Raw genomic sequence first — 18,696 nt, 5'->3', positions numbered from 1 at the left:
GAAATTGCAGCGTCCATCCGGTTTCGACCGGGTGGATATCCTGTGGGCGTCGGGCTGTCGCCTAATGGGATCTGAACCCAACTCTGCCTTGCAGGTCGGGTTTTGGTCGATGGAGTTTTATGAAAAAGGCGAAACAATCGGGCTGTTTTCGCCAGATTTCACAAGAAAAGCCCAAATCGCGCCCCATTCTTGCCGGGAAACACGTGTGTAACAGACGCTGAAGTATTGTCCCCGGCGCAGACCGGGGTGAAGTGATGAGGCAGACGAAAATGCAAGATACCTTCCGCATTCCGGCCATTTTGATGGTGCCGTCGCGTCGGCCTCGTGTTCCCGCCCGGAGGCTGGTGAAATGAGCGTTTCTTTCCTGATATATGGCATCGATGTGGTGCAAAACCCTGCGATCACCACCACGCCCGGTGCGGGGAATGACGGCGCGGGGCAGATATCGTTGACCGGCGGCACCCAGATTTTCACCGATGGCCAGGTGATCGAGGTGACGCTGGAAAATGTTGATGCCAATGGCGAGGTCAGCGGGACATCTGACATCATCAGTCTGACGGTGTACGACAGCCCGGCTGACTATCTGGCGGGCAATGCGCTGTACACTTACGAACCCGCAACGCCCGGTGATTATGCCCAGGTTCCCGATGACCTGAGCAGCATTGGCGATACCTACCTGAATTTCGATGCCTCAGGGCTGGTCTCGGCGGATGCCGGGGCGCCCTCGTTGGGGCAGCTGTTTATGGCACCGGGCTCGGACGCCAATGACAACTATGGCAGCCTGGCGATCGATCGCGATACGGATGTGGACTATGATGGCGATCTGTCCATCGATCCCGGCACCATCGAAGAAGGCAACACCCATTTCAACGTGACTTTCCCCGAACATGTCTATGGCCCGATCTCGGACGGTCTGGTCAGCGGCACGGCCGGAGATGACACAATGGGGCTGGGCTATGTCGATCCCTCGGATGGTGACGTGATCACCACGGGCGGCGATCAGATCGACGGCAGCTTTGGCAACGATACGATTGATGGCGACGCCGGAGATGATGGCGTTTTCGGCGGCGAAGGCGATGACAGCATCACCGGGGGCGCCGGCAACGACTGGGTTCTGGGCGAGGGCGGAGACGACACGATCACCCTGTCCGATGGCTTTGGCGATGACACAGTTATCGGGGGCGCGACCGGTGAAACTGACGGCGATCTTCTGGATGCCAGCGGTGTCAGCGCCGATCTGACTGTGGATCTAAGCGGAGCCGACAGCCAGGCGGGGAGCGTCTCGGATGGGGCGGACACGGTTGGTTTCACCCAAATCGAGCGGATCGGTCTGGGCGACGGAAATGACACGGTGATCCTGGGCGACGGCGGCGGTGCGCGCGTTGTCGAAGGCTTCACCGGGCCGACAGACAATGGGGATGGCACCTATTCGGGTGTGGACGTCCTGAATGTCAGCGGGCTGACCGATGGCAGTGGCGATCCGGTGAATACCGGCGATGTGACCTTGGGGGATGATGGCGATGGCAACGCGGTTCTGGGCTTCCCGAACGGAGAGAGCCTGACCCTGATCGGCATTGATCCGGGCGATATCAACTCGCGCGCGGCGCTGGTCGCGATGGGTATTCCGGGTGGGCGTGACTATATCGTGAGCGGCACAACGGGCGATGATTGGATCAGCGAATTCTATGTCGGCGACCCCGACGGAGACATGATCGATGCAGGCGATGCGCTGGATGGCTCGGATGATGACCATGTGCAGGCCGGGCAGGGCAATGACACCGTTCTGGGCGGTGCAGGCGACGATTCCATCGAAGGGGGCGCGGGCAACGACCAGCTTGAAGGCGGCGATGACGACGACACACTGATCGGTGGCGATGGCGCGGACTATCTGTATGGCAATACCGGCAACGATGTGGGCTATGGCGGCGAGGGGGATGACTCGTTCGAGGGCTATGACGGCGATGACTATGTCGAAGGCGGTGCTGGCGATGACCGGCTGGAAGGCGATCGTGGCAACGACACGATCCTTGGTGGCGAGGGCAACGACTGGCTGCGCGGCAGCTTTGGCGATGACTATATGGAAGGCGGCACCGGCGACGATTTCATCTGGTCCGGCTACAACGACGATACCATTGTTCTAGAAGACAATTTCGGCAATGACACCATCGAAATGGAAGGCCAGGACGAGGTATACGGCGATGTCCTGGACCTGAGCCGCATCACCTCGGATCTGGTGATCGATCTGACCTCGGACGTGCAGGGGCGTGGCAGCCTGACGGATGGCACCTCGACCGCGACCTTCGAAAGCGTCGAGCATCTGATCCTGGGCAGTGGCACCAACACCATTCGTCTGGCCTATATCTCGGGCAATGACAGCGTGACCGGGTTTGATGCGCCAACCGACAATGGCGATGGGACCTATACCGGCAATGACCTGCTGGACCTGACCAATATGCAGGATGCGGATGGCAACCTGGTCGACACCGCGGATGTGACGGTCACAGATGACGGGGACGGAAACGCGCTGCTGAGCTTTGGCAATGGCGAGACCCTGACCCTGGTCGGCGTGGCGCCTGGCTTGGTGTCCAGTCCCGCTCAGTTGCACGCGATGGGGATACCTCTGGCTGCGAGCGATGGCGTGGTCGAAGGCACCGCAGGCGATGATCTGATCGACACGGCCTATACGGGCGATCCCGAAGGCGACTTGGTCGATGGTGGCGATGGGGCCGGGGGTTCGGATGCGGATTGGATCGAAGCAGGCGCCGGGAACGATACCATCCTGGGCGGCGCCGAAGACGACAGTATTTTCGGTGGCGACGGCAATGATCTGATCGACGGAGAAGACGGCGACGACCGTATTCTCGGTGACGCAGGCGAGGACACGGTGAACCTTGGCGCGGGCGATCACGCCACGGGTGGCGATGGTGATGATACCTTCTATGTCGCGGCCACGGGCGGTGGTACGATGCATGTGGATGGCAGCGAAGACGCCGAAACCATTGGTGATACGCTGAACATCACCGGCCCCGCGACCATCACCTATGATGCCGATCCGGAAAACGGCACGGTCGAGTGGCTGGACGGCACGACCCTGACCTTCGAGAACATCGAAAACATCAACTATGTGCCCTGTTTCACCCCGCTTTCGATGATCAAAACGATCCGAGGCGAAGTGCCCGCCGGGCAGCTGCGCCTGGGCGATCGCGTGTTGACGCGGGACAACGGGTTCCAGCCGATCGACTGGATCGGAACTCGGGACCTGTCTGCGCCCGATCTGGCGATGGCCCGCAATCTGCGCCCTGTACGCATTCGCCAGGGCGCCCTGGGCAATGGTCAACCCGAACGCGATCTGCTGGTCTCGCCTCAACACCGGATGCTTGTGTGCTCGAAAAAGGCGGCGCTGTGGTTTGGCGAAGAAGAGGTCTTTGTGCCTGCGATTGCGCTGACGGTTATGGACGGCATCGAGCAGGTCCAGATGCCGCACGTCACCTATGTGCATTTCATGATGTCGCGTCATCAGGTGGTGATGGGCGATGGCGCCTGGAGCGAGAGCTTCCAACCCGGGGATCTGACCCTGGCCGGTATGGATCAGGCGCAACGCGGCGAATTGTTCACGCTGTTCCCCGAGTTGAAGCACAAAGATTCCGCGGGCGCCTACCCGGCGGCGCGAGTCACCCTGGCCGCGCACGAAGCCAAGGTTCTGATGCGCTAAGACCGGGCGCGCCAGGCCTGCCAGGCCTCGGGCGTATCCAGATCAGTTATCGCGTGATCGTCGGGCAGGGGCACCAGCTCGAGCCGCTGGCGATGGCGCACCAGAACGGATTTCGCGCCTTCGTCTCCGCGCAGGGTTTCCAGCTCGCGAAACAGGTCCTCAGGGAAAATCACCGGATGGCCGGGTTGGCCCGTCGCACTGGTGGCGCGCGTGATCGCGTGGGGCGCATGGGCCCGCCAAACCGTCGCCAGATCGGTGGCGGTAAGATCAGGCATATCCGCAGGCAGGATCATGACCGCGCGGGTGCCCTCGGGCAGGGCCATGACGCCGGTGCGCAACGAAGCGCCCATCCCCTCGGCTGCATCAGGCACCCAAATGGGCTTGGCCCCCTCGGGCAATGTTGCGACGCGCGCATGGTCCGGATCTGGCAGACAGACAAATACCGCACAGCCGGTCGCCAAGGCCCGTTCAGACATGACGGTCAACAACGCCGCGCCGTTTACGGGCTCAAGCAGCTTGTCCTGATCCCCCATCCGAGACGAGGAACCAGCCGCGAGAATCAAGATGGCATTTGTCATTAAAAACAATCCACTAAAAGGGGAAGCTACTGCAGTCTGATCTTCAGTTTCGTCACGCGATTGCCTTCGCGGCCGCGGACCTCGAACCGGAAACCGTGGAAATTGAACACCTGCCCGATTTCGGGGATCATCTGTGCCTCGTGGATCACCAGACCGGCGACGGTGTTGGCCTCGTCATCCGGCAAGGACCAGTCCTTGGCGCGATTGAGGTCGCGTATGGTCATGGCGCCGTCGATCAGGAAATGACCGTCTTTGGTTTTCTGGATCGGGTGATCGGCGTCGGGGTCGAATTCATCGGTGATCTCGCCCACGATTTCCTCGAGGATGTCCTCCAGCGTGATCAACCCTTCCAGACTGCCATATTCATCCACCACCAGCGCAAAATGGGTGCGACGGCGCAGAAACTGGCGCATCTGATCGTCCAGCGTGGTGGTGTCCGGGATAAAGTAGGGCGGCATCGCGACGTTCTGAATATCGAACTTTTGCAGCTCCATCAGCCCAGGGGCATCGCCACCGGTTTCGCCAAAGGTCAGTTTATGCATCGCGCGCAACAGATCCTTGGCATGAACGACGCCGACGATGTTGTCGGGTTCGCCCTTAAAGACAGGCAGGCGCGTGTGGTTGCTTTGCAGACATTGCGACAGGATTTTATCGGGCGTTTCGTCGGCATCGATCATCTCGATCTGGCTGCGGTGAAGCATGATCTCCTCGACCGAGCGATCCGACAGGTCCAGCGCGCCCAGGATACGGTCGCGGTCTTCTTTTTCGACCACGCCCTCGGAATGGCCCAGATACAGGGCGCCGGCGATTTCCTCGCGTACGGCCAGGATATGGCTGTCCGGGTCCGTTCTGACCCCGAAAATGCGCAGCACCATGCGCACGAATAGGCGCACCGCGCTGACCACCGGCGCAAAGATCGTGATCACCACCTGAATAACAGGCGAGACCCCGGCCGCCGCGCGTTCCGCATTGGTGATGGCATAGGTCTTGGGCAGCACCTCGGCAAAGATCAGCACCAGCAGGGTCATCACCAGTGTCGCCAGTGCCACGCCGCTTTCGCCAAAGGCGCGGGTAAACAGCGAGGTCGCCAACGAGGCCGCCAAGATGTTCACCAGATTGTTGCCCAACAGGACCGAGCCAATCAGACGCTCGTTATCCTCGGTTATGTTCAGCGCACGCTGCGCCCCGCGCGATCCCTTGTCGGCCTGCGCGCGCAACTTCCCGCGCGAGGCAGCTGTCAGCGCGGTCTCGGACCCCGAGAAAAAGCCCGAAAGCACCAGCAACAGCAGGATCGCCGCAGCAGTGATCCAGAAAGCAGAGTCCAGTACAGGGTCAAGAACAGTGGTCGTGTCCATGTCGTTCCATCTTTGGCGGTTTTGCTAGGTTATGGGGGCCAACGGGGCCGCATTCAAGAGAAGCCTGTTGATCGGCTGCAATTAGGCGTCGCGGGCCAGGGGGTGATGGGTCAGGACCAGCTCTTTCAGGCGTTCATCCAGAACATGGGTGTAAATCTCTGTGGTCGAGATGTCCGCATGGCCCAGCAAGGTTTGGATTGCACGCAGATCGGCCCCATTGGCCAACAGATGCGTGGCAAAGGCGTGGCGTAAGGTGTGCGGGGTCACGGTGTCGGCGGGCACCCCGGCAGTGAATGCCAGTTCCTTGATCAGCGCAAAGAACCGATGACGGGTCAGGTGCCCGGACTTGCCGCGCCCCGGAAACAGGTATTTCGAACGCGGCTTGCCTTTGTTCTTGGGCAGCTCCGCCTCGAGCTCCAGCTCGGCCCGCCAATCGGACAGGGCTTTGCGCGCCGAACCCGACAGCGGCACCATGCGCTCTTTGCCGCCTTTGCCCAGGACCAGCAACATGCGCGGATCGCCCTGTGTGGCCGCCAGGGGCAGGCTGACCAGCTCGGTCACGCGCATCCCCGTGGCATAGAGCAGCTCCATCAGGCAGGTGTTGCGCACCCGGTCCGCATGGTGGCGCCCAGTGTGGCGCGCGGCGTCCAACAGGCGATCGACATCCTCGATCGACAGCACCTTGGGCAGCTTTTTAGATCGCCCCGGACCACGGATCTGAATGGCCGGATTGTCCTGACGCCAGCCCTCCTCAAAAGCAAACCGATAGAGCTGTTTGATCGCTGACAGGCGGCGCGCTCGTGTGGCTTGCGCCAGGCCCTGCGCGTCGCAATTCACCAGGTAGGATTCAACATCCGTGCGGGTCAGCGTATCCAGAGACAGCGCCTGGGCCTCGCTCCAGTCGGCAAAATCCATCAGGTCGCGCCCATAGGCCATTAGCGTGTTTTCCGAGGCGCCCAGCTCGGCCGAGTGCGCCTCGAGAAAGGTGGATATCCATCGGTGTGCGTCCATCATGGGGTCCGTGTCAGCAAAAGGGCCTGCAAGGCGGCCTGGCGCGCTGTGTCTTCAAGCCCCAGCCTGCGGAAGGTGGCCAGCGCGGTGACCAGATCCTTGGTTTCGCCGCGCATCGCGTTTTCATACAGGCGCATCGCGTCCAGAATAACCTCGCCCACACGGCCCTGCGCCAGCGTCGCCGTGATATCATCAGGCAGGGTTGTCGCATTGAAGCCCTTGACGACAGCCTGTTCCAGAACTGAGCGCGACAGGCGCGACGAAGGCTGGCCAAGCGCCACGGTCGCCGCGAAATCCGGTTCGGATTGGCGCTGCGCGGCTTGCTCATAATCTGGGGACAAAAGCGCGATCTGCTGCGACAGGCGCGCGGCTTCCTCACTCAAAGACAGTTCCGCCAGCTGAGGCGCGAACAAGCGGGCAAACGGGACCTCAAGCCGCGCGGCCTGCATGGCGCGCCAGGCGTTGGGTAGGCTGCGCTCGATGGCTTTGGCATCCTTGGCGGTCACGGCACGATCCAGACGCTGCACCGCTGCAACGCGATCCCAAATCCCGCCCGAGGCCGCGGGTTCGCGCTCGGAATAGATGCCAAGCAGGCGGTTTTCTGTCAGCGCCGCGGTTTGGGCCAGACGTTCTGCGGCCTCGATCCGGGCCTTCCAGCCAACAATGTCGCGCAAATCCGCCACAGCAAAGGCGCGCGGCAGCGGCGCTGTCGGCAGCGGTTCGCCCAAGGCCTCCCACAGGCGGAACACCAGGGGGCTGGGGCGCACAGGGGGCAGGGGCAGGGCCTCGCCCTCAAAGGCTTCGGGATCCAGGAAATGTTGCAGCAGCGCGGCCTCTTGCTGGGGCAGGCTGTTCAGCACCAGCGCTGTGTTCAGCATCAGGGCAGCGGCGCGCCAGTCGCCTTGCCGGGCGGTGCAGAAAATCAATGCAGCTTCTGATGGGGCCAACCCGGGCGTGCGCACCAGGTCAGCGCAAGCGCGGTCTTCGTCACCGGTCAGCAGCGTGGCATCAAACCAGCGGGCAAACAGCGTCTTGGTGGTCGGCCCGGCGCGTTGCACCAGAGCCTGCGCGGGCTCGACCGCGCCAAGCGCCAGCAGATGATCCAGTCGCGCCGACAGAAACGCGCCATCCGCGCTCAGCTCGGCTGGGGCTTCGGCCTCGGCCAAAAGCAGGGTATAAAACAGGGATTGCATCGCCGGCAGATCGGTCAGTTTCTGCGCCTTCATCAGCGCCAGAACGCGTGCCGCCTGACTGGTCTGCCACAAAGAGACCGGCAGCCCGGTGACCGAGCTGGGCAACAACCCCACGGAATCTGCGGACGGCGCCCCCAAAGGTGAAACATCGACGACGGGAATCACCACACCACCGGAGACAGGCGGATCGCCCAGGCCTGGCCGGGGCTGGATCACAGGAACAGGGTCATTCAACCAATCGATGGCTGACAGAGGCGGCCCGGACTGTGCGGTTGCGCTTTGTCCCCACAAAGCCACCAACACAAGGACCGCCAATTCCCTAGCCCGCATCAAGAATCACCTGCTGGCGTATCTCGGACTGGTCTGGCGAAAAATCCGCGCCCAGGAAGGGGCCGACATAGGCGTAAACCGCCAATCCGACCAGTCCCAGGAAAATCAGGATGAACAGCCATTTCAGAAGTCGCCCCATATCTCTGCCCGTTTATTCATGTGTGCATTTTCCCCAACTTATAACTGGCCTTTTGCCCAAGATCACGTCATTCATCCGTGAAGATTGAAAAACGGCGTCACTTAGCCGAAAAGGCCGCCCTATGAGTTGGAAGTTGAAAAAGACAGTCGCGCTTGTCGGAATGATGGGCGCTGGCAAAACGGCGGTCGGCAAGGCTCTGGCGGCGCGTTTGGAGGTTCCGTTCCTCGATTCGGATGCTGAAATCGAAGCGGCCGCCAACATGAGCGTGGCTGAGATTTTCGCCCGCGACGGAGAGCCGTTTTTTCGGCAAAAAGAAAGCCAGGTGATCCAGCGTTTGCTGGAAACCGAGTGCTGCATCCTGTCGACCGGTGGCGGGGCCTATATGGCGGAAAACAATCGCCGGATGATCTCGGACAAGGGCGTTGCGGTTTGGCTGAATGCCGATCTGGATCTGCTGTGGCAGCGCGTGCGGCACAAGGATACGCGTCCCTTGCTGCGCACCGAAAACCCGCTGGGTGTGCTGACCGATTTGTATAACAAACGCGTGCCGATCTACGAATTGTCGGATCTGCAAATTCACGTCAAACCCGGCTGTTCGATCGAGGAAACGGCCTCGATGGTGGTGGACGTATTGCTGACGCGCCCCGACGTATTGGAGAAAATAGAATGATGGAAACTGTTCATGTCGGCCTGGAAGGGCGCGAGTATGACATCCATATCGGCCCCGGTTTGCTGGCCCGCGCGGGCGAGCTGATCTCGCCTTTGCTGAAACGTCCACGCGTGGCAATTGTGTCTGACGAAAACGTCGCTGCTTTGCACTTGGAGAGCTTAAAGAGTGGTCTGCAAGCTGCTGGTATCGAAAGTGTTTCTCTGATTTTGCCAGCGGGTGAGAGCACCAAACAGTGGCCTCAGTTCACCAAAACCGTCGAGTGGTTGCTGGAACAAAAGGTCGAGCGCAACGATGTGGTTTTGGCCTTTGGTGGGGGCGTTATTGGGGACCTCGTGGGCTTTGCGGCGGCCGTATTGCGGCGTGGCGTGCGCTTTGTGCAGCTGCCCACCAGCCTGCTGGCGCAGGTGGACAGCTCGGTGGGGGGCAAGACAGGGATCAACGCACCGCAAGGCAAAAACCTGATTGGCGCGTTCCATCAGCCGTCGTTGGTTTTGGCCGATACCGAGGTTCTGGGCACCCTAACCGAACGCGACTTTCTGGCCGGGTATGGTGAGGTCGTGAAATACGGACTTTTGGGAGATTATGAATTCTTTCAATGGCTTGAAAAGAATACTTCACGCGCTGCGGCAGGTGATATGGAGGCCCGTATCTATGCCGTGAAGCGCTCGGTCCAGATGAAAGCCGAGATTGTCGAACGGGACGAGACCGAACAGGGCGACCGGGCGTTGTTGAACCTTGGGCACACGTTCTGTCATGCGCTCGAGTCCGCGACGGGCTATTCGGATCGCTTGTTGCATGGCGAGGGCGTGTCGATCGGCTGCGCCCTGGCCTTCGAGGTTTCAGCGCGTCAGGGCTTGTGCCCGCAAGAGGACCCCAGCCGTGTACGCGCCCATCTGAGTGACATGAAGATGAAGGTCGATCTATCTGATATTGAGGGGGATTTACCCTCGGCGGATGAGCTGATTGAACTGATGGGGCAGGACAAAAAAGTTGTGGACGGTAAGATCCGGTTCATCATGGCGCGCGGCATTGGGCAGGCCTTTGTGACGCAGGATGTCGACCTGGCGATCGTGCGCGAAGTTCTGACCGAGGCGCTGGACGCGCGCTAATCGCTCTGGTCTTTGCGGCAAGGGCCGCGATAGATTGGCCCCATGCGACAAGATTTGCGCCGTCGCGCGCTGGTTCTGCTGGTGTTTCTCTGCGCCGTCGGCATCTTTGCCGGAGGCGTTTGGCGCTATGGCTATGTTCAGGCGCTGGATCAACTGGCCAAGCGGGGCGAATCCGACATGACGCTGGCCGCTGACCGCCTGATGGGGCAGTTGCAACTGTACCAGCAATTGTCCGTGGTTTTGGCCGAGCACCCTCGGATTCAGGCGGTTCTGGCCGGGGCTGAAGCGGACGCGCTGCACGGGTTATTGCTGCGACAGGCTGATAAAACGGCGGCGTTGGATGTGCTGTTGGTGGATCAGCGAGGGCAGGTGCTGGCCTCGGCCAATCAGACCGAACCGCAAGATCTGTCGCGCAGTGCCTTCGTGAAACGTGCGCAGCATGGGGCCCTGGGCGAGGCGCATGGGATTAACCTCAAGACAGGGTTGCGGGCCTATTATTTCGCGGCTCCGGTTTTTGCACCTAACGGCAAGGTGCGCGGGGCCCTGGTGGTCATCGCGAATGTGGGCCGCGTCGAGGCCGAGTGGCGCGGCGCTCGTCCGGCGGTGTTCTTTACCGACCTGAACGGCGAAGTCTTCATCACCAACCGTTCCGAGCTGCTGTTTTGGCAACGTACCTCCGCCGGCGGGCTGACGCCGATGGCAGGCCCCGAGCCCGACTTTGATATCCGCGCCGTCGCGGGTCACGAGATCTGGCATCAAAACTGGTCGCCCTATGTGCCGGATCGCGCGATGCATTTGTCACGCCACCTGCCGGTGATCGATCTGACGGTGGAAACCATGTTGGATGTGGCCCCGGCGCGAGGGCTGGCCTGGTTGCAGGCCACGGTGGTTGCGGCCGTCTGTCTGGCCTTCGGAGCGTTGTTGTTCCTTGCGACCGAGCGACGACGTACGCTGAGCATCGCCAATCTGCGCCTGGAAAGCCGGGTGGCCGAGCGCACGGCGGAACTGTCTGAAACCAACCTGGCGCTGCGCCACGAGGTGGCCGAACGGATCGCCGCAGAATTGGCGTTGAAAAAGGCACAGGCAGATCTGGTTCAGGCGGGTAAATTGTCGGCTTTGGGGCAGATGTCCGCCGGAATCAGCCACGAATTGAATCAGCCCCTGATGGCGATTCAACAATTTGCCGACAATGGCGCGGCGTTTCTGGAAAAGGACCGTACCGAGGTCGCGGCGCAGAACCTCTCGCGGATCAGTGCCATGGCCAAGCGCATGGCGCGGATCATCAAGAATCTGCGCGCCTTTGCCCGTCAGGAATCCGAACCGGTGACGCGGGTGGATCTGACAGCGGTGATTGATCAGGCGCTCGAACTCAGCGAGGCCCGCCTGCACCAGGAAGGCGTCGCGCTGGACTATGAGCCGCCGCACATGCCGGTGCACGTGATGGGCGGAGACGTGCGGCTGGGGCAGGTTCTGGTCAATCTTATCTCGAATGCGGTGGATGCGATGGCCGGGCGTCAGGACAAACGCATCATGATTGCGTTGCGCCGCGATCAGGGGAAAATCTGTCTGGATGTCGCCGATACGGGGCCCGGTATCCGGGAACCAGAGAAGATTTTCGATCCGTTTTACTCGACCAAAGAGGTCGGGGCCGAGGATGGCATGGGGCTGGGGCTTTCCATTTCCTATGGCTTGGTCCAAAGCTTTGGCGGCGCAATCCGAGGGCGCAACCGCCCCGAAGGAGGCGCCATTTTCACGGTCGAGCTGACCGCCGCAGAAGGAGCCCAAGCCGCATGATCCGTCAGGTTCTGGTTGTTGACGATGACATGGCCGTGCGCGAAGCGCTGGCACAGACGCTTGAGCTGGGCGAACTGTCTGCGCATGCGGTTGGCTCGTTCATCGAAGCCAAAGATCACATCGCCAAGGACTATCCGGGGATCATTCTGTCTGACATTCGGATGCCCGGGCGGGATGGATTTTACCTGCTGGACTATGTGCAGAAATTGGACAGCGAATTGCCTGTGATCATGTTGACCGGCGAGGGCGACATTCCCATGGCGGTGCGCGCCATGGGGCAGGGCGCGTTCGGATTCCTGGAAAAACCCTGCGCGCCTGCGGATCTGTTGGCGGTGATCGAACGGGCGCTGAAAACCCGGGAACTTGTGCTGGAAAACCGCCGCCTGAAGGCGCAGTTGGAAACGGGCGATCCCGCGGCCAGATTGATTTTTGGCTCGTCGGTTCAGGCCGACGCATTGCGCGCGCGGGTGCGTCTGGCGGGGCAGTCCCGGACCGAGGTATTGGTCAGCGGGCCTCCGGGGTCGGGGATCAGCAAGGTGGCCGAGGTGGTGCACCTGATGTCACCGCGCGCCAAAATGCCCTTTGTGAAACGCACGGCGACAGGGATGGAAGGCCCGGCGCTGACCGAAGCCTTTGAGGCCGCCCAAGGGGGCAGCTTGTTTTTAGATGATATCGGGGCGCTGCCCGCCGAAACGCAGTTCGCGCTGCTGCAACGGCTGGAGAAAACGGACAACACTGTTCGTCTGATCGCGGGCAGCACAGCGGATCTGCACCAGGCGGTTCAGGATAACGGGATGAACTCGGATCTGTATTACCGGCTGCAAGTTTTGGATGTTCGCATCCCCGCTTTGGCCGAGCGTCGGGATGATATCCCGGTTCTGTTTCAGCATTACGTGGAACAGGCCAGCGAGCAGGCCGGGCTCACGCCTCCGGATATCACCTCTGACGTGCTGGCTGGATTGATGGCGCAGGATTGGCCGGGCAACGCGCGCGCGCTGATGAGCGCGGCCATGCGGTTTGCCCTGGGTTTGGGCGCTCCTGAGGCCGAGGAACAGACCCACGAGCTGGGCCTGGCTGAACAATTGGCGCGGGTCGAGCAATCTTTGTTGATTGCGGCGTTGCAGCGCGCGCAAGGCCGGGCCAGCGAGGCGGCAATCGCTCTGAAGCTGCCCAGAAAGACCTTCTATGACAAGTTGGCGCGCTATCATCTGAAGCCAGAGAACTACCGCTGAGTCGCTGCGCTTGTAGCTGTGCGGAATCTCGCACAGGCTGGTTGGTACGCTGTGTGAAAATCCGCACAATGCTGGGGTGCGGCATCCTTGGGGCCTGTGTGATGATCCCGTAGGGTGCTGAAAATATTGGCATTTCACAGGGTTTTGAATAATTCTTCACTTTTTCTTGTTTGGCCCGCGCCGGACAGGAAATCTTGGGGCACCGCGCCAAAGGGCGCTGATTTCCACGTCTCAAGATCTCTGGGAGGAGACAGACATGAAATTCCTGACCACTGCCGCAATGGCTCTGGCCCTGACCGTGACGTCGCAGGCCGCTTTTGCTTCGGATGCTTGCGATGACGGTGAAATCGTCATCAAGTTCAGCCACGTCACCAACACCGATAAGCACCCCAAAGGGCTGGCGGCCTCGTTGTTGCAAGAACGCGTGAACGCCGAGATGAACGGCAAAGCCTGTATGGAGGTTTTCCCGAACTCGACCCTGTATAACGATGATCAGGTGCTCGAGGCCATGCTGCAAGGCGACGTTCAGATGGCCGCGCCGTCGCTGTCCAAATTCGAACAGTTCACCAAGAAATTCCGCATCTTCGATCTGCCCTTCATGTTCAAGAACATCGAAGCCGTGAACGAATTCCAGAAATCGGAAACCGGTCAGGCGATGAAGGAAACCATGGTGCGCCGTGGCCTGCTGGGCCTGGGGTTCTGGCACAATGGTATGAAGCAGATGTCGGCCAACAAGCCGCTGATCAGCCCCAAGGACGCCGAGGGCCTGAAATTCCGCGTGCAGAACTCGGATGTGCTCAAGGCGCAGATGGCCGCCCTGGGTGGCAGCCCGCAGCCCATGGCCTTCAAAGAGGTGTATGGCGCGCTGCAAACCGGCGTTGTGGATGGTCAGGAAAACACCTGGTCCAACATCTATGGCCAGAAATTCTTTGAGGTACAGGACGGCACCACCGAGACCAACCACGGTGTGCTGGACTATATGGTTGTGACCAGTGCTGACTGGTGGGACAGCCTGCCTGACGACGTGCGCACCCAACTGGGTCAGATTGTGGACGAGGTCACCGAGACCCGAAACGCAGCTGTGGCCGAGGTCGATGCACAGGCCCGTCAGGCCGTATTGGACGCGGGCGGGGTCATCCGCGAACTGACTGCTGAACAGCGTGGCGAATGGCTGAAGGTCATGAAACCCGTCTGGGAGCAGTTCACCAAAGACGTCGGTCAAGAGAACATCGACGCGGCTCAGGCGATCAACGCCAAACACTAAGCCTGATCAACAGGCCGAACTGACCCGGCCCCAGCAACGGGGCCGGGCTTTTCATATCCTCGGGGGAAAGGGGATACATCATGTCCACCCATTACCATGCAAAAACGGCCCTGGGCCGCTGGGTCAACGAGTTCGAGGAGACCGCCATCGCGGTGCTTCTGGGCCTGATGACCCTGATCACATTCGTCAACGTCGTGCTGCGCTATGGCTTTAACACCGGGCTGATCTGGGGGCTGGAGGCCGTGACCTTCCTGTTCGCCTGGCTGGTTCTGTTCGGGCTGAGCTATGCAGTGAAAGTCACCGCCCATCTGGGTGTGGACGCGTTGATTGCCTTCTTCAACCCATCCCTGCGCCGGGCGGTCGGCCTGATCGCCGGAGCCCTGTGCATCATCTATGCGGCCCTTTTGATGAAGGGCGCCTGGGATTACTGGGCCAACTTTGCCAACCTGCCGCAAACCACCGGGCGCTGGTTGCCCACCGGGCTCGAGGAAATGAAGCGCACCTCGTATCGCGGTTGGTACGAAGTCATCGACATTCCCTTTCCTGAATGGCTGCGCTGGATCGAACCCATCATGAATGACGGCGAAAGCTATGAAAAGCTGCCCCGTTTTATTCCTTATTTCATTCTTCCCTTCGGCATGGCGCTGCTGCTGTTCCGCTTTGTTCAGGCCACCTGGCGCCTGTTCCAGGGCGAGGTCGACAGCCTGATTGTCAGCCACGAGGCCGAGGACGCCGTGGAAGATGTCAAACACATGAACGCCGGAGACTAAGATCATGGAAGTCGCAATTCTCTTTGCCATGGTCATTGGCCTGATGCTGATCGGGGTGCCGATTGCCGTATCGCTTGGCCTTTCGTCCATCGTGTTCCTGCTGGTGCTTAGCGATACCTCGCTGGCCTCTATCGCGCAGACGCTGTTTCAGGCCATGGCGGGCCACTATACCCTGCTGGCGATCCCGTTCTTTATCCTGGCGTCGTCTTTCATGTCGACGGGGGGTGTGGCCAAGCGGATCATCCGGTTCTCGATCGCCATCGTGGGGCACTTCCCCGGCGGTCTGGCCATCGCGGGTGTGTTTGCCTGTATGCTGTTCGCCGCGCTGTCCGGCTCCAGCCCCGCCACCGTTGTTGCCATCGGCTCGATCGTGATCGCGGGCATGCGCCAGGTTGGGTATTCCAAGGATTTCGCCGCCGGTGTCATCGCCAATGCGGGCACACTGGGCATCCTGATCCCGCCGTCCATCGTGATGGTGGTCTATGCCTCGGCCACGGATGTGTCCGTGGGGCGGATGTTCCTGGCGGGTGTGATCCCGGGCCTGATGGCGGGCACCATGCTGATGCTGACCATCTATCTGATCGCCAAGGTGAAAAACCTGCCCAAGGGCGAATGGAAAGGCTGGGGCGAGGCGTTCTCGGCCGGGCGCGAGGCCGGTTGGGGCCTGTTCCTGATCGTCATCATCCTGGGCGGCATCTATGGCGGGATTTTCACCCCGACCGAGGCCGCAGCGGTCGCCGCTGTCTATGCCTTCTTCATCGCGAACTTCATCTATCGCGACATGGGTCCGCTGGCCCGTCCCGAGGGTGAACGCAACCTGTCGCTGCTGCAAAAACCTCTGTCCATCATCACCGCGTTTTTCCACCGTGACACGCGTGATACCCTGTTCGAGGCCGGCAAGCTGACCGTCACGCTGATGTTCATCATCGCCAACGCCCTGATCCTGAAACACGTGCTGACAGACGAGCAGATCCCCCAGCAAATCGCCGAGGCGATGCTGTCGGCAGGGTTCGGCGCGGTCATGTTCCTGATCATCGTGAACATCATCCTGCTGATCGGCGGTCAGTTCATGGAGCCCTCGGGCCTGATCGTGATCGTCGCACCGCTGGTGTTCCCCATCGCGATCGAGCTGGGCATCGATCCGATCCATCTGGGCATCATCATGGTGGTCAACATGGAGATCGGCATGATCACACCGCCCGTAGGTTTGAACCTGTTCGTGACCTCGGGGGTCGCGGGGATGCCGATGATGCGGGTCGTGCGCGCGGCGCTGCCGTTCCTGGCCGTGCTCTTCGTCTTCCTGATCATGGTGACCTATATCCCGTGGCTGTCGACCTATCTGCCGACGACCTTTATGGGGCCGGAAATCATCACCAAGTGATCCGGGATACAGAAACAAAAAACGGCGCCTCTTGGGGCGCCGTTTTGCATGTCTGGGGTAGGGCGGTTCAGGCCGCTTCCAGGGCCTTGATGATCGGGGTGAAATCTGCGGCCTTCAGGCTGGCCCCACCAACCAGCGCGCCGTCCACGTTGGAGACGGCGAAAATCTCTGCCGCGTTGCCGGGTTTGACCGAACCACCATACAGGATACGCACCCCATCAGCGGTGTCCGTGCCATAACGGGTGATCAGCTCTGCGCGGATGAAATCATGCACCTCGGCGATCTGTTCCAGCGTGGGGACCAGCCCGGTGCCGATGGCCCAGATGGGTTCATAGGCGATCACCAGCTTGTCGGCGTCCACCTCGTCGGGCAGCGACCCGGCCAGCTGCGCGCCGATGACTTTCAGGGTGTCTCCGGCCTCGCGCTCGGCCAGCAACTCGCCCAGACAGGTGACTGAGATCAACCCGGCCTCCATCGCGGTCACCGATTTGGCACGCACATCCGCGTCGCTTTCGCCATGATCCTCGCGCCGTTCCGAGTGGCCCAGGATCACTGCGCCAGCGCCCGCATCGGCCAGCATTTGCGCCGAGATATCGCCCGTATGCGCGCCCGAGTCCTTTGCATGGCAATCCTGCCCACCAATCATCAGCGGATGATCGGCCAGTTTCGCGGCGCAAACCCCCACCAGCGTGGCTGGGGGACAAATCAGCAGATCTACCGAAGGGTCGCTGTTCTGGTCGGCAATGGCTTTTAGCTCGGACAGCTGGGCAATCAGCCCGTTCATCTTCCAGTTTCCAGCGGCAAGTTTGCGTCGCATTCACAGCACCCCGTCAAATTTGATTATCTATTGGGCGCAAATATTGCGATGGGGTGCCTTAGGTCAAGTCTGATGACGTCAAAGCAGGCACAAGGTTACGACTTCTTCTTGCGTGCCTTTTGTTTGCGCTTTTCCTCGGCGGCTACGCGGGCCGGGGGAAGGGCCAGATTTGCCCAGTGCATGGCCTGTTCGGGATCGTCCAGCGCGCTTTCAGGAAGGGTCATAAAGGTATGAAGTTCCAGACGTTTTTCGCCGCGCATATACCAGAAGGCTTCGCTGCCGGCAGTCTGAAATTCCTCCAGCGTGCTGTCGTCGGACTTCATATAGACCGTACCCGAGGACGAGATCATCGCGAACATCACGTCGTCTTCGACGAACAGGCCCGCGCCGCCGAACATGCGACCGGTGCGAATGGGGCCAAGATCGGCAAACAGCTCCAGAACATGGGTCAGGAACTCTTGCTCGACCGCCACTTACATGCCCTCGAACTTGATGGATTCCCCGCAGCCGCAAGCCTCGGTGACGTTTGGGTTGTTGAACTTGAAGGCCAATTCCAACAACGAGACCTCATAGTCGATTTCAGTGCCAAACAGGAACATCTGCGCCATCGGAGCAATCATCACGCGTGCGCCGTCCTGTTCGACGACCTCGTCATTCGGATCAACGTCGTCGACATAGTCCATGGTGTATTCCATGCCCGCGCAGCCGCCCTTTTTCACACCGATGCGCAAGCCCTTATGGCCGTCCTTGGCCATCAGCTTGGCGATCTGCGCCGCTGCCTTGGGGGTCATGCTGACCGCTTGTTTTCCCGGAATTCCGAACATGCGCATTTCCTGTGTTGCATGAGGATGACTCTAATCACCCTCGTCCTTTTCTCAAGGGGTTACATGAACCCGAGTTCAAGGCGGGCTTCGTCGCTCATCATGTCCATGCCCCAAGGCGGTTCCCAGGTTAGATCGACGCTGACGGATTTCACGCCTTCCAGCGGCTCCACCGCATCGACCACCCAGCCGGGCATATCGCCGGCCACGGGACATCCCGGCGCGGTCAGCGTCATGATGATACGCACGTCGCTTTCGGGTGAAATATCGATCGTGTAGATCAGGCCCAGATCATAGATATTGACCGGGATTTCAGGGTCATAGACCGACCGACAGCCTTCGACAACGGCGTCGAACAACGGGTGGTCAACGTTCGAAGGGGCGATCAGCGGTGTGCCCTCCATGGGGTCTTTGGGCTCGGGCGTTTCGGTCATGGGGCTGTCCTGTATTTCCTGACCGAAGATATAGGGAATGATGCTGGCTTCGTCCAGAGCGCGCACACACATGTTTTCGCAACTGC

At 60.6% G+C, this 18,696-nt stretch carries 17 protein-coding genes; 8 read left to right on the top strand and 9 right to left on the bottom strand.

All coding sequences use genetic code 11. From position 1 onward, the window contains the following. Nucleotides 1-349 precede the first annotated feature (349 nt). The gene (locus tag ACXADQ_RS15800) at nt 350-3,712 is read left to right on the top strand and encodes a Hint domain-containing protein (RefSeq protein ID WP_475322898.1); all 3,363 of its coding nucleotides are present in this window, start codon (nt 350-352) and stop codon (nt 3,710-3,712) included. Here ACXADQ_RS15800 and ACXADQ_RS15795 read toward each other — a convergent pair. From ACXADQ_RS15795 to ACXADQ_RS15775, 5 genes are all read right to left on the bottom strand, one after another. Next, nucleotides 3,709-4,290: a nucleotidyltransferase family protein gene (locus tag ACXADQ_RS15795; RefSeq protein ID WP_475322895.1), complete on the bottom strand. Its 582-nt coding sequence runs from the start codon at nt 4,288-4,290 to the stop codon at nt 3,709-3,711. The genes ACXADQ_RS15800 and ACXADQ_RS15795 overlap by 4 nt on opposite strands. A gap of 26 nt (nt 4,291-4,316) precedes the next feature. Further along, nucleotides 4,317-5,645 (bottom strand): HlyC/CorC family transporter, encoded by a 1,329-nt coding sequence (locus tag ACXADQ_RS15790; RefSeq protein ID WP_475322892.1) that lies wholly within the window; start codon nt 5,643-5,645, stop codon nt 4,317-4,319. Between the two features lie 81 nt (nt 5,646-5,726). Beyond that, nucleotides 5,727-6,656, bottom strand: coding sequence for a site-specific tyrosine recombinase XerD (locus ACXADQ_RS15785; RefSeq protein WP_475322890.1), 930 nt, complete (start codon nt 6,654-6,656; stop codon nt 5,727-5,729). After that, on the bottom strand, nt 6,656-8,179 hold the full coding sequence (locus tag ACXADQ_RS15780; RefSeq protein ID WP_475322886.1) for a hypothetical protein: 1,524 nt from the start codon (nt 8,177-8,179) through the stop codon (nt 6,656-6,658). The genes ACXADQ_RS15785 and ACXADQ_RS15780 overlap by 1 nt, the downstream gene beginning before the upstream one ends. After that, nucleotides 8,169-8,318, bottom strand: a complete 150-nt coding sequence (locus tag ACXADQ_RS15775) for a hypothetical protein (protein WP_475322883.1) — start codon at nt 8,316-8,318, stop codon at nt 8,169-8,171. The genes ACXADQ_RS15780 and ACXADQ_RS15775 overlap by 11 nt, the downstream gene beginning before the upstream one ends. A gap of 121 nt (nt 8,319-8,439) precedes the next feature. Between ACXADQ_RS15775 and ACXADQ_RS15770 the strand changes: the two genes are divergently transcribed. The 7 genes from ACXADQ_RS15770 to ACXADQ_RS15740 all read left to right on the top strand — a co-directional run bounded on the left by ACXADQ_RS15770 (nt 8,440) and on the right by ACXADQ_RS15740 (nt 16,538). After that, nucleotides 8,440-8,988 (top strand): shikimate kinase, encoded by a 549-nt coding sequence (locus ACXADQ_RS15770; RefSeq protein ID WP_475322881.1) that lies wholly within the window; start codon nt 8,440-8,442, stop codon nt 8,986-8,988. Continuing rightward, nucleotides 8,985-10,097: a 3-dehydroquinate synthase gene (aroB, locus tag ACXADQ_RS15765; protein WP_475322877.1), complete on the top strand. Its 1,113-nt coding sequence runs from the start codon at nt 8,985-8,987 to the stop codon at nt 10,095-10,097. The genes ACXADQ_RS15770 and aroB overlap by 4 nt, the downstream gene beginning before the upstream one ends. A gap of 42 nt (nt 10,098-10,139) precedes the next feature. Beyond that, on the top strand, nt 10,140-11,891 hold the full coding sequence (locus ACXADQ_RS15760) for a sensor histidine kinase (protein ID WP_475322874.1): 1,752 nt from the start codon (nt 10,140-10,142) through the stop codon (nt 11,889-11,891). Beyond that, nucleotides 11,888-13,123, top strand: coding sequence for a sigma-54-dependent transcriptional regulator (locus tag ACXADQ_RS15755; RefSeq protein WP_475322871.1), 1,236 nt, complete (start codon nt 11,888-11,890; stop codon nt 13,121-13,123). Before ACXADQ_RS15760 ends, ACXADQ_RS15755 begins: the two co-directional genes overlap by 4 nt. A 256-nt stretch (nt 13,124-13,379) precedes the next feature. Beyond that, complete coding sequence (locus tag ACXADQ_RS15750) at nt 13,380-14,387, top strand: DctP family TRAP transporter solute-binding subunit (protein WP_475322868.1); 1,008 nt, start codon at nt 13,380-13,382, stop codon at nt 14,385-14,387. A gap of 80 nt (nt 14,388-14,467) precedes the next feature. Beyond that, the gene (locus tag ACXADQ_RS15745; RefSeq protein ID WP_475322864.1) at nt 14,468-15,157 is read left to right on the top strand and encodes a TRAP transporter small permease; all 690 of its coding nucleotides are present in this window, start codon (nt 14,468-14,470) and stop codon (nt 15,155-15,157) included. A gap of 4 nt (nt 15,158-15,161) precedes the next feature. Further along, entirely contained in the window at nt 15,162-16,538 is a 1,377-nt protein-coding gene (locus ACXADQ_RS15740; RefSeq protein ID WP_475322859.1) for a TRAP transporter large permease, read from the top strand. A 67-nt stretch (nt 16,539-16,605) separates the two neighbouring features. Here the strand turns inward: ACXADQ_RS15740 and tpiA are convergent, their stop codons facing one another. The 4 genes from tpiA to ACXADQ_RS15720 all read right to left on the bottom strand — a co-directional run bounded on the left by tpiA (nt 16,606) and on the right by ACXADQ_RS15720 (nt 18,610). Continuing rightward, a complete protein-coding gene (gene tpiA, locus ACXADQ_RS15735; RefSeq protein WP_475322856.1) occupies nt 16,606-17,355 on the bottom strand; it encodes a triose-phosphate isomerase in 750 nt (249 codons plus the stop codon). A gap of 95 nt (nt 17,356-17,450) precedes the next feature. After that, the gene (locus tag ACXADQ_RS15730) at nt 17,451-17,828 is read right to left on the bottom strand and encodes a TfoX/Sxy family protein (protein ID WP_475322853.1); all 378 of its coding nucleotides are present in this window, start codon (nt 17,826-17,828) and stop codon (nt 17,451-17,453) included. Then, nucleotides 17,829-18,179 carry a HesB/IscA family protein gene (locus ACXADQ_RS15725; protein ID WP_475322849.1) on the bottom strand — a complete coding sequence of 117 codons (351 nt, stop codon included), beginning with the start codon at nt 18,177-18,179 and terminating at the stop codon, nt 17,829-17,831. A 59-nt stretch (nt 18,180-18,238) separates the two neighbouring features. Further along, nucleotides 18,239-18,610 carry an SUF system Fe-S cluster assembly protein gene (locus ACXADQ_RS15720; protein WP_475322845.1) on the bottom strand — a complete coding sequence of 124 codons (372 nt, stop codon included), beginning with the start codon at nt 18,608-18,610 and terminating at the stop codon, nt 18,239-18,241. Nucleotides 18,611-18,696 lie beyond the last annotated feature (86 nt).

This window comes from Thalassovita sp. ABM4_323 (assembly GCF_056158665.1).
The sequence above is the reverse complement of the archived record's forward strand: the minus strand, read 5'-3'. Positions and strand labels throughout refer to the sequence as shown.

What these genes read in the sequence shown, in the direction of transcription:
- ACXADQ_RS15800 (WP_475322898.1), top strand. Translation starts at nt 350, where the DNA reads ATGAGCGTTTCTTTCCTGATATATGGCATCGATGTGGTGCAAAACCCT.
- ACXADQ_RS15795 (WP_475322895.1), bottom strand. Translation starts at nt 4,290, where the DNA reads ATGACAAATGCCATCTTGATTCTCGCGGCTGGTTCCTCGTCTCGGATG.
- ACXADQ_RS15790 (WP_475322892.1), bottom strand. Translation starts at nt 5,645, where the DNA reads ATGGACACGACCACTGTTCTTGACCCTGTACTGGACTCTGCTTTCTGG.
- ACXADQ_RS15785 (WP_475322890.1), bottom strand. Translation starts at nt 6,656, where the DNA reads ATGGACGCACACCGATGGATATCCACCTTTCTCGAGGCGCACTCGGCC.
- ACXADQ_RS15780 (WP_475322886.1), bottom strand. Translation starts at nt 8,179, where the DNA reads ATGCGGGCTAGGGAATTGGCGGTCCTTGTGTTGGTGGCTTTGTGGGGA.
- ACXADQ_RS15775 (WP_475322883.1), bottom strand. Translation starts at nt 8,318, where the DNA reads ATGGGGCGACTTCTGAAATGGCTGTTCATCCTGATTTTCCTGGGACTG.
- ACXADQ_RS15770 (WP_475322881.1), top strand. Translation starts at nt 8,440, where the DNA reads ATGAGTTGGAAGTTGAAAAAGACAGTCGCGCTTGTCGGAATGATGGGC.
- aroB (WP_475322877.1), top strand. Translation starts at nt 8,985, where the DNA reads ATGATGGAAACTGTTCATGTCGGCCTGGAAGGGCGCGAGTATGACATC.
- ACXADQ_RS15760 (WP_475322874.1), top strand. Translation starts at nt 10,140, where the DNA reads ATGCGACAAGATTTGCGCCGTCGCGCGCTGGTTCTGCTGGTGTTTCTC.
- ACXADQ_RS15755 (WP_475322871.1), top strand. Translation starts at nt 11,888, where the DNA reads ATGATCCGTCAGGTTCTGGTTGTTGACGATGACATGGCCGTGCGCGAA.
- ACXADQ_RS15750 (WP_475322868.1), top strand. Translation starts at nt 13,380, where the DNA reads ATGAAATTCCTGACCACTGCCGCAATGGCTCTGGCCCTGACCGTGACG.
- ACXADQ_RS15745 (WP_475322864.1), top strand. Translation starts at nt 14,468, where the DNA reads ATGTCCACCCATTACCATGCAAAAACGGCCCTGGGCCGCTGGGTCAAC.
- ACXADQ_RS15740 (WP_475322859.1), top strand. Translation starts at nt 15,162, where the DNA reads ATGGAAGTCGCAATTCTCTTTGCCATGGTCATTGGCCTGATGCTGATC.
- tpiA (WP_475322856.1), bottom strand. Translation starts at nt 17,355, where the DNA reads ATGCGACGCAAACTTGCCGCTGGAAACTGGAAGATGAACGGGCTGATT.
- ACXADQ_RS15725 (WP_475322849.1), bottom strand. Translation starts at nt 18,179, where the DNA reads ATGTTCGGAATTCCGGGAAAACAAGCGGTCAGCATGACCCCCAAGGCA.
- ACXADQ_RS15720 (WP_475322845.1), bottom strand. Translation starts at nt 18,610, where the DNA reads ATGACCGAAACGCCCGAGCCCAAAGACCCCATGGAGGGCACACCGCTG.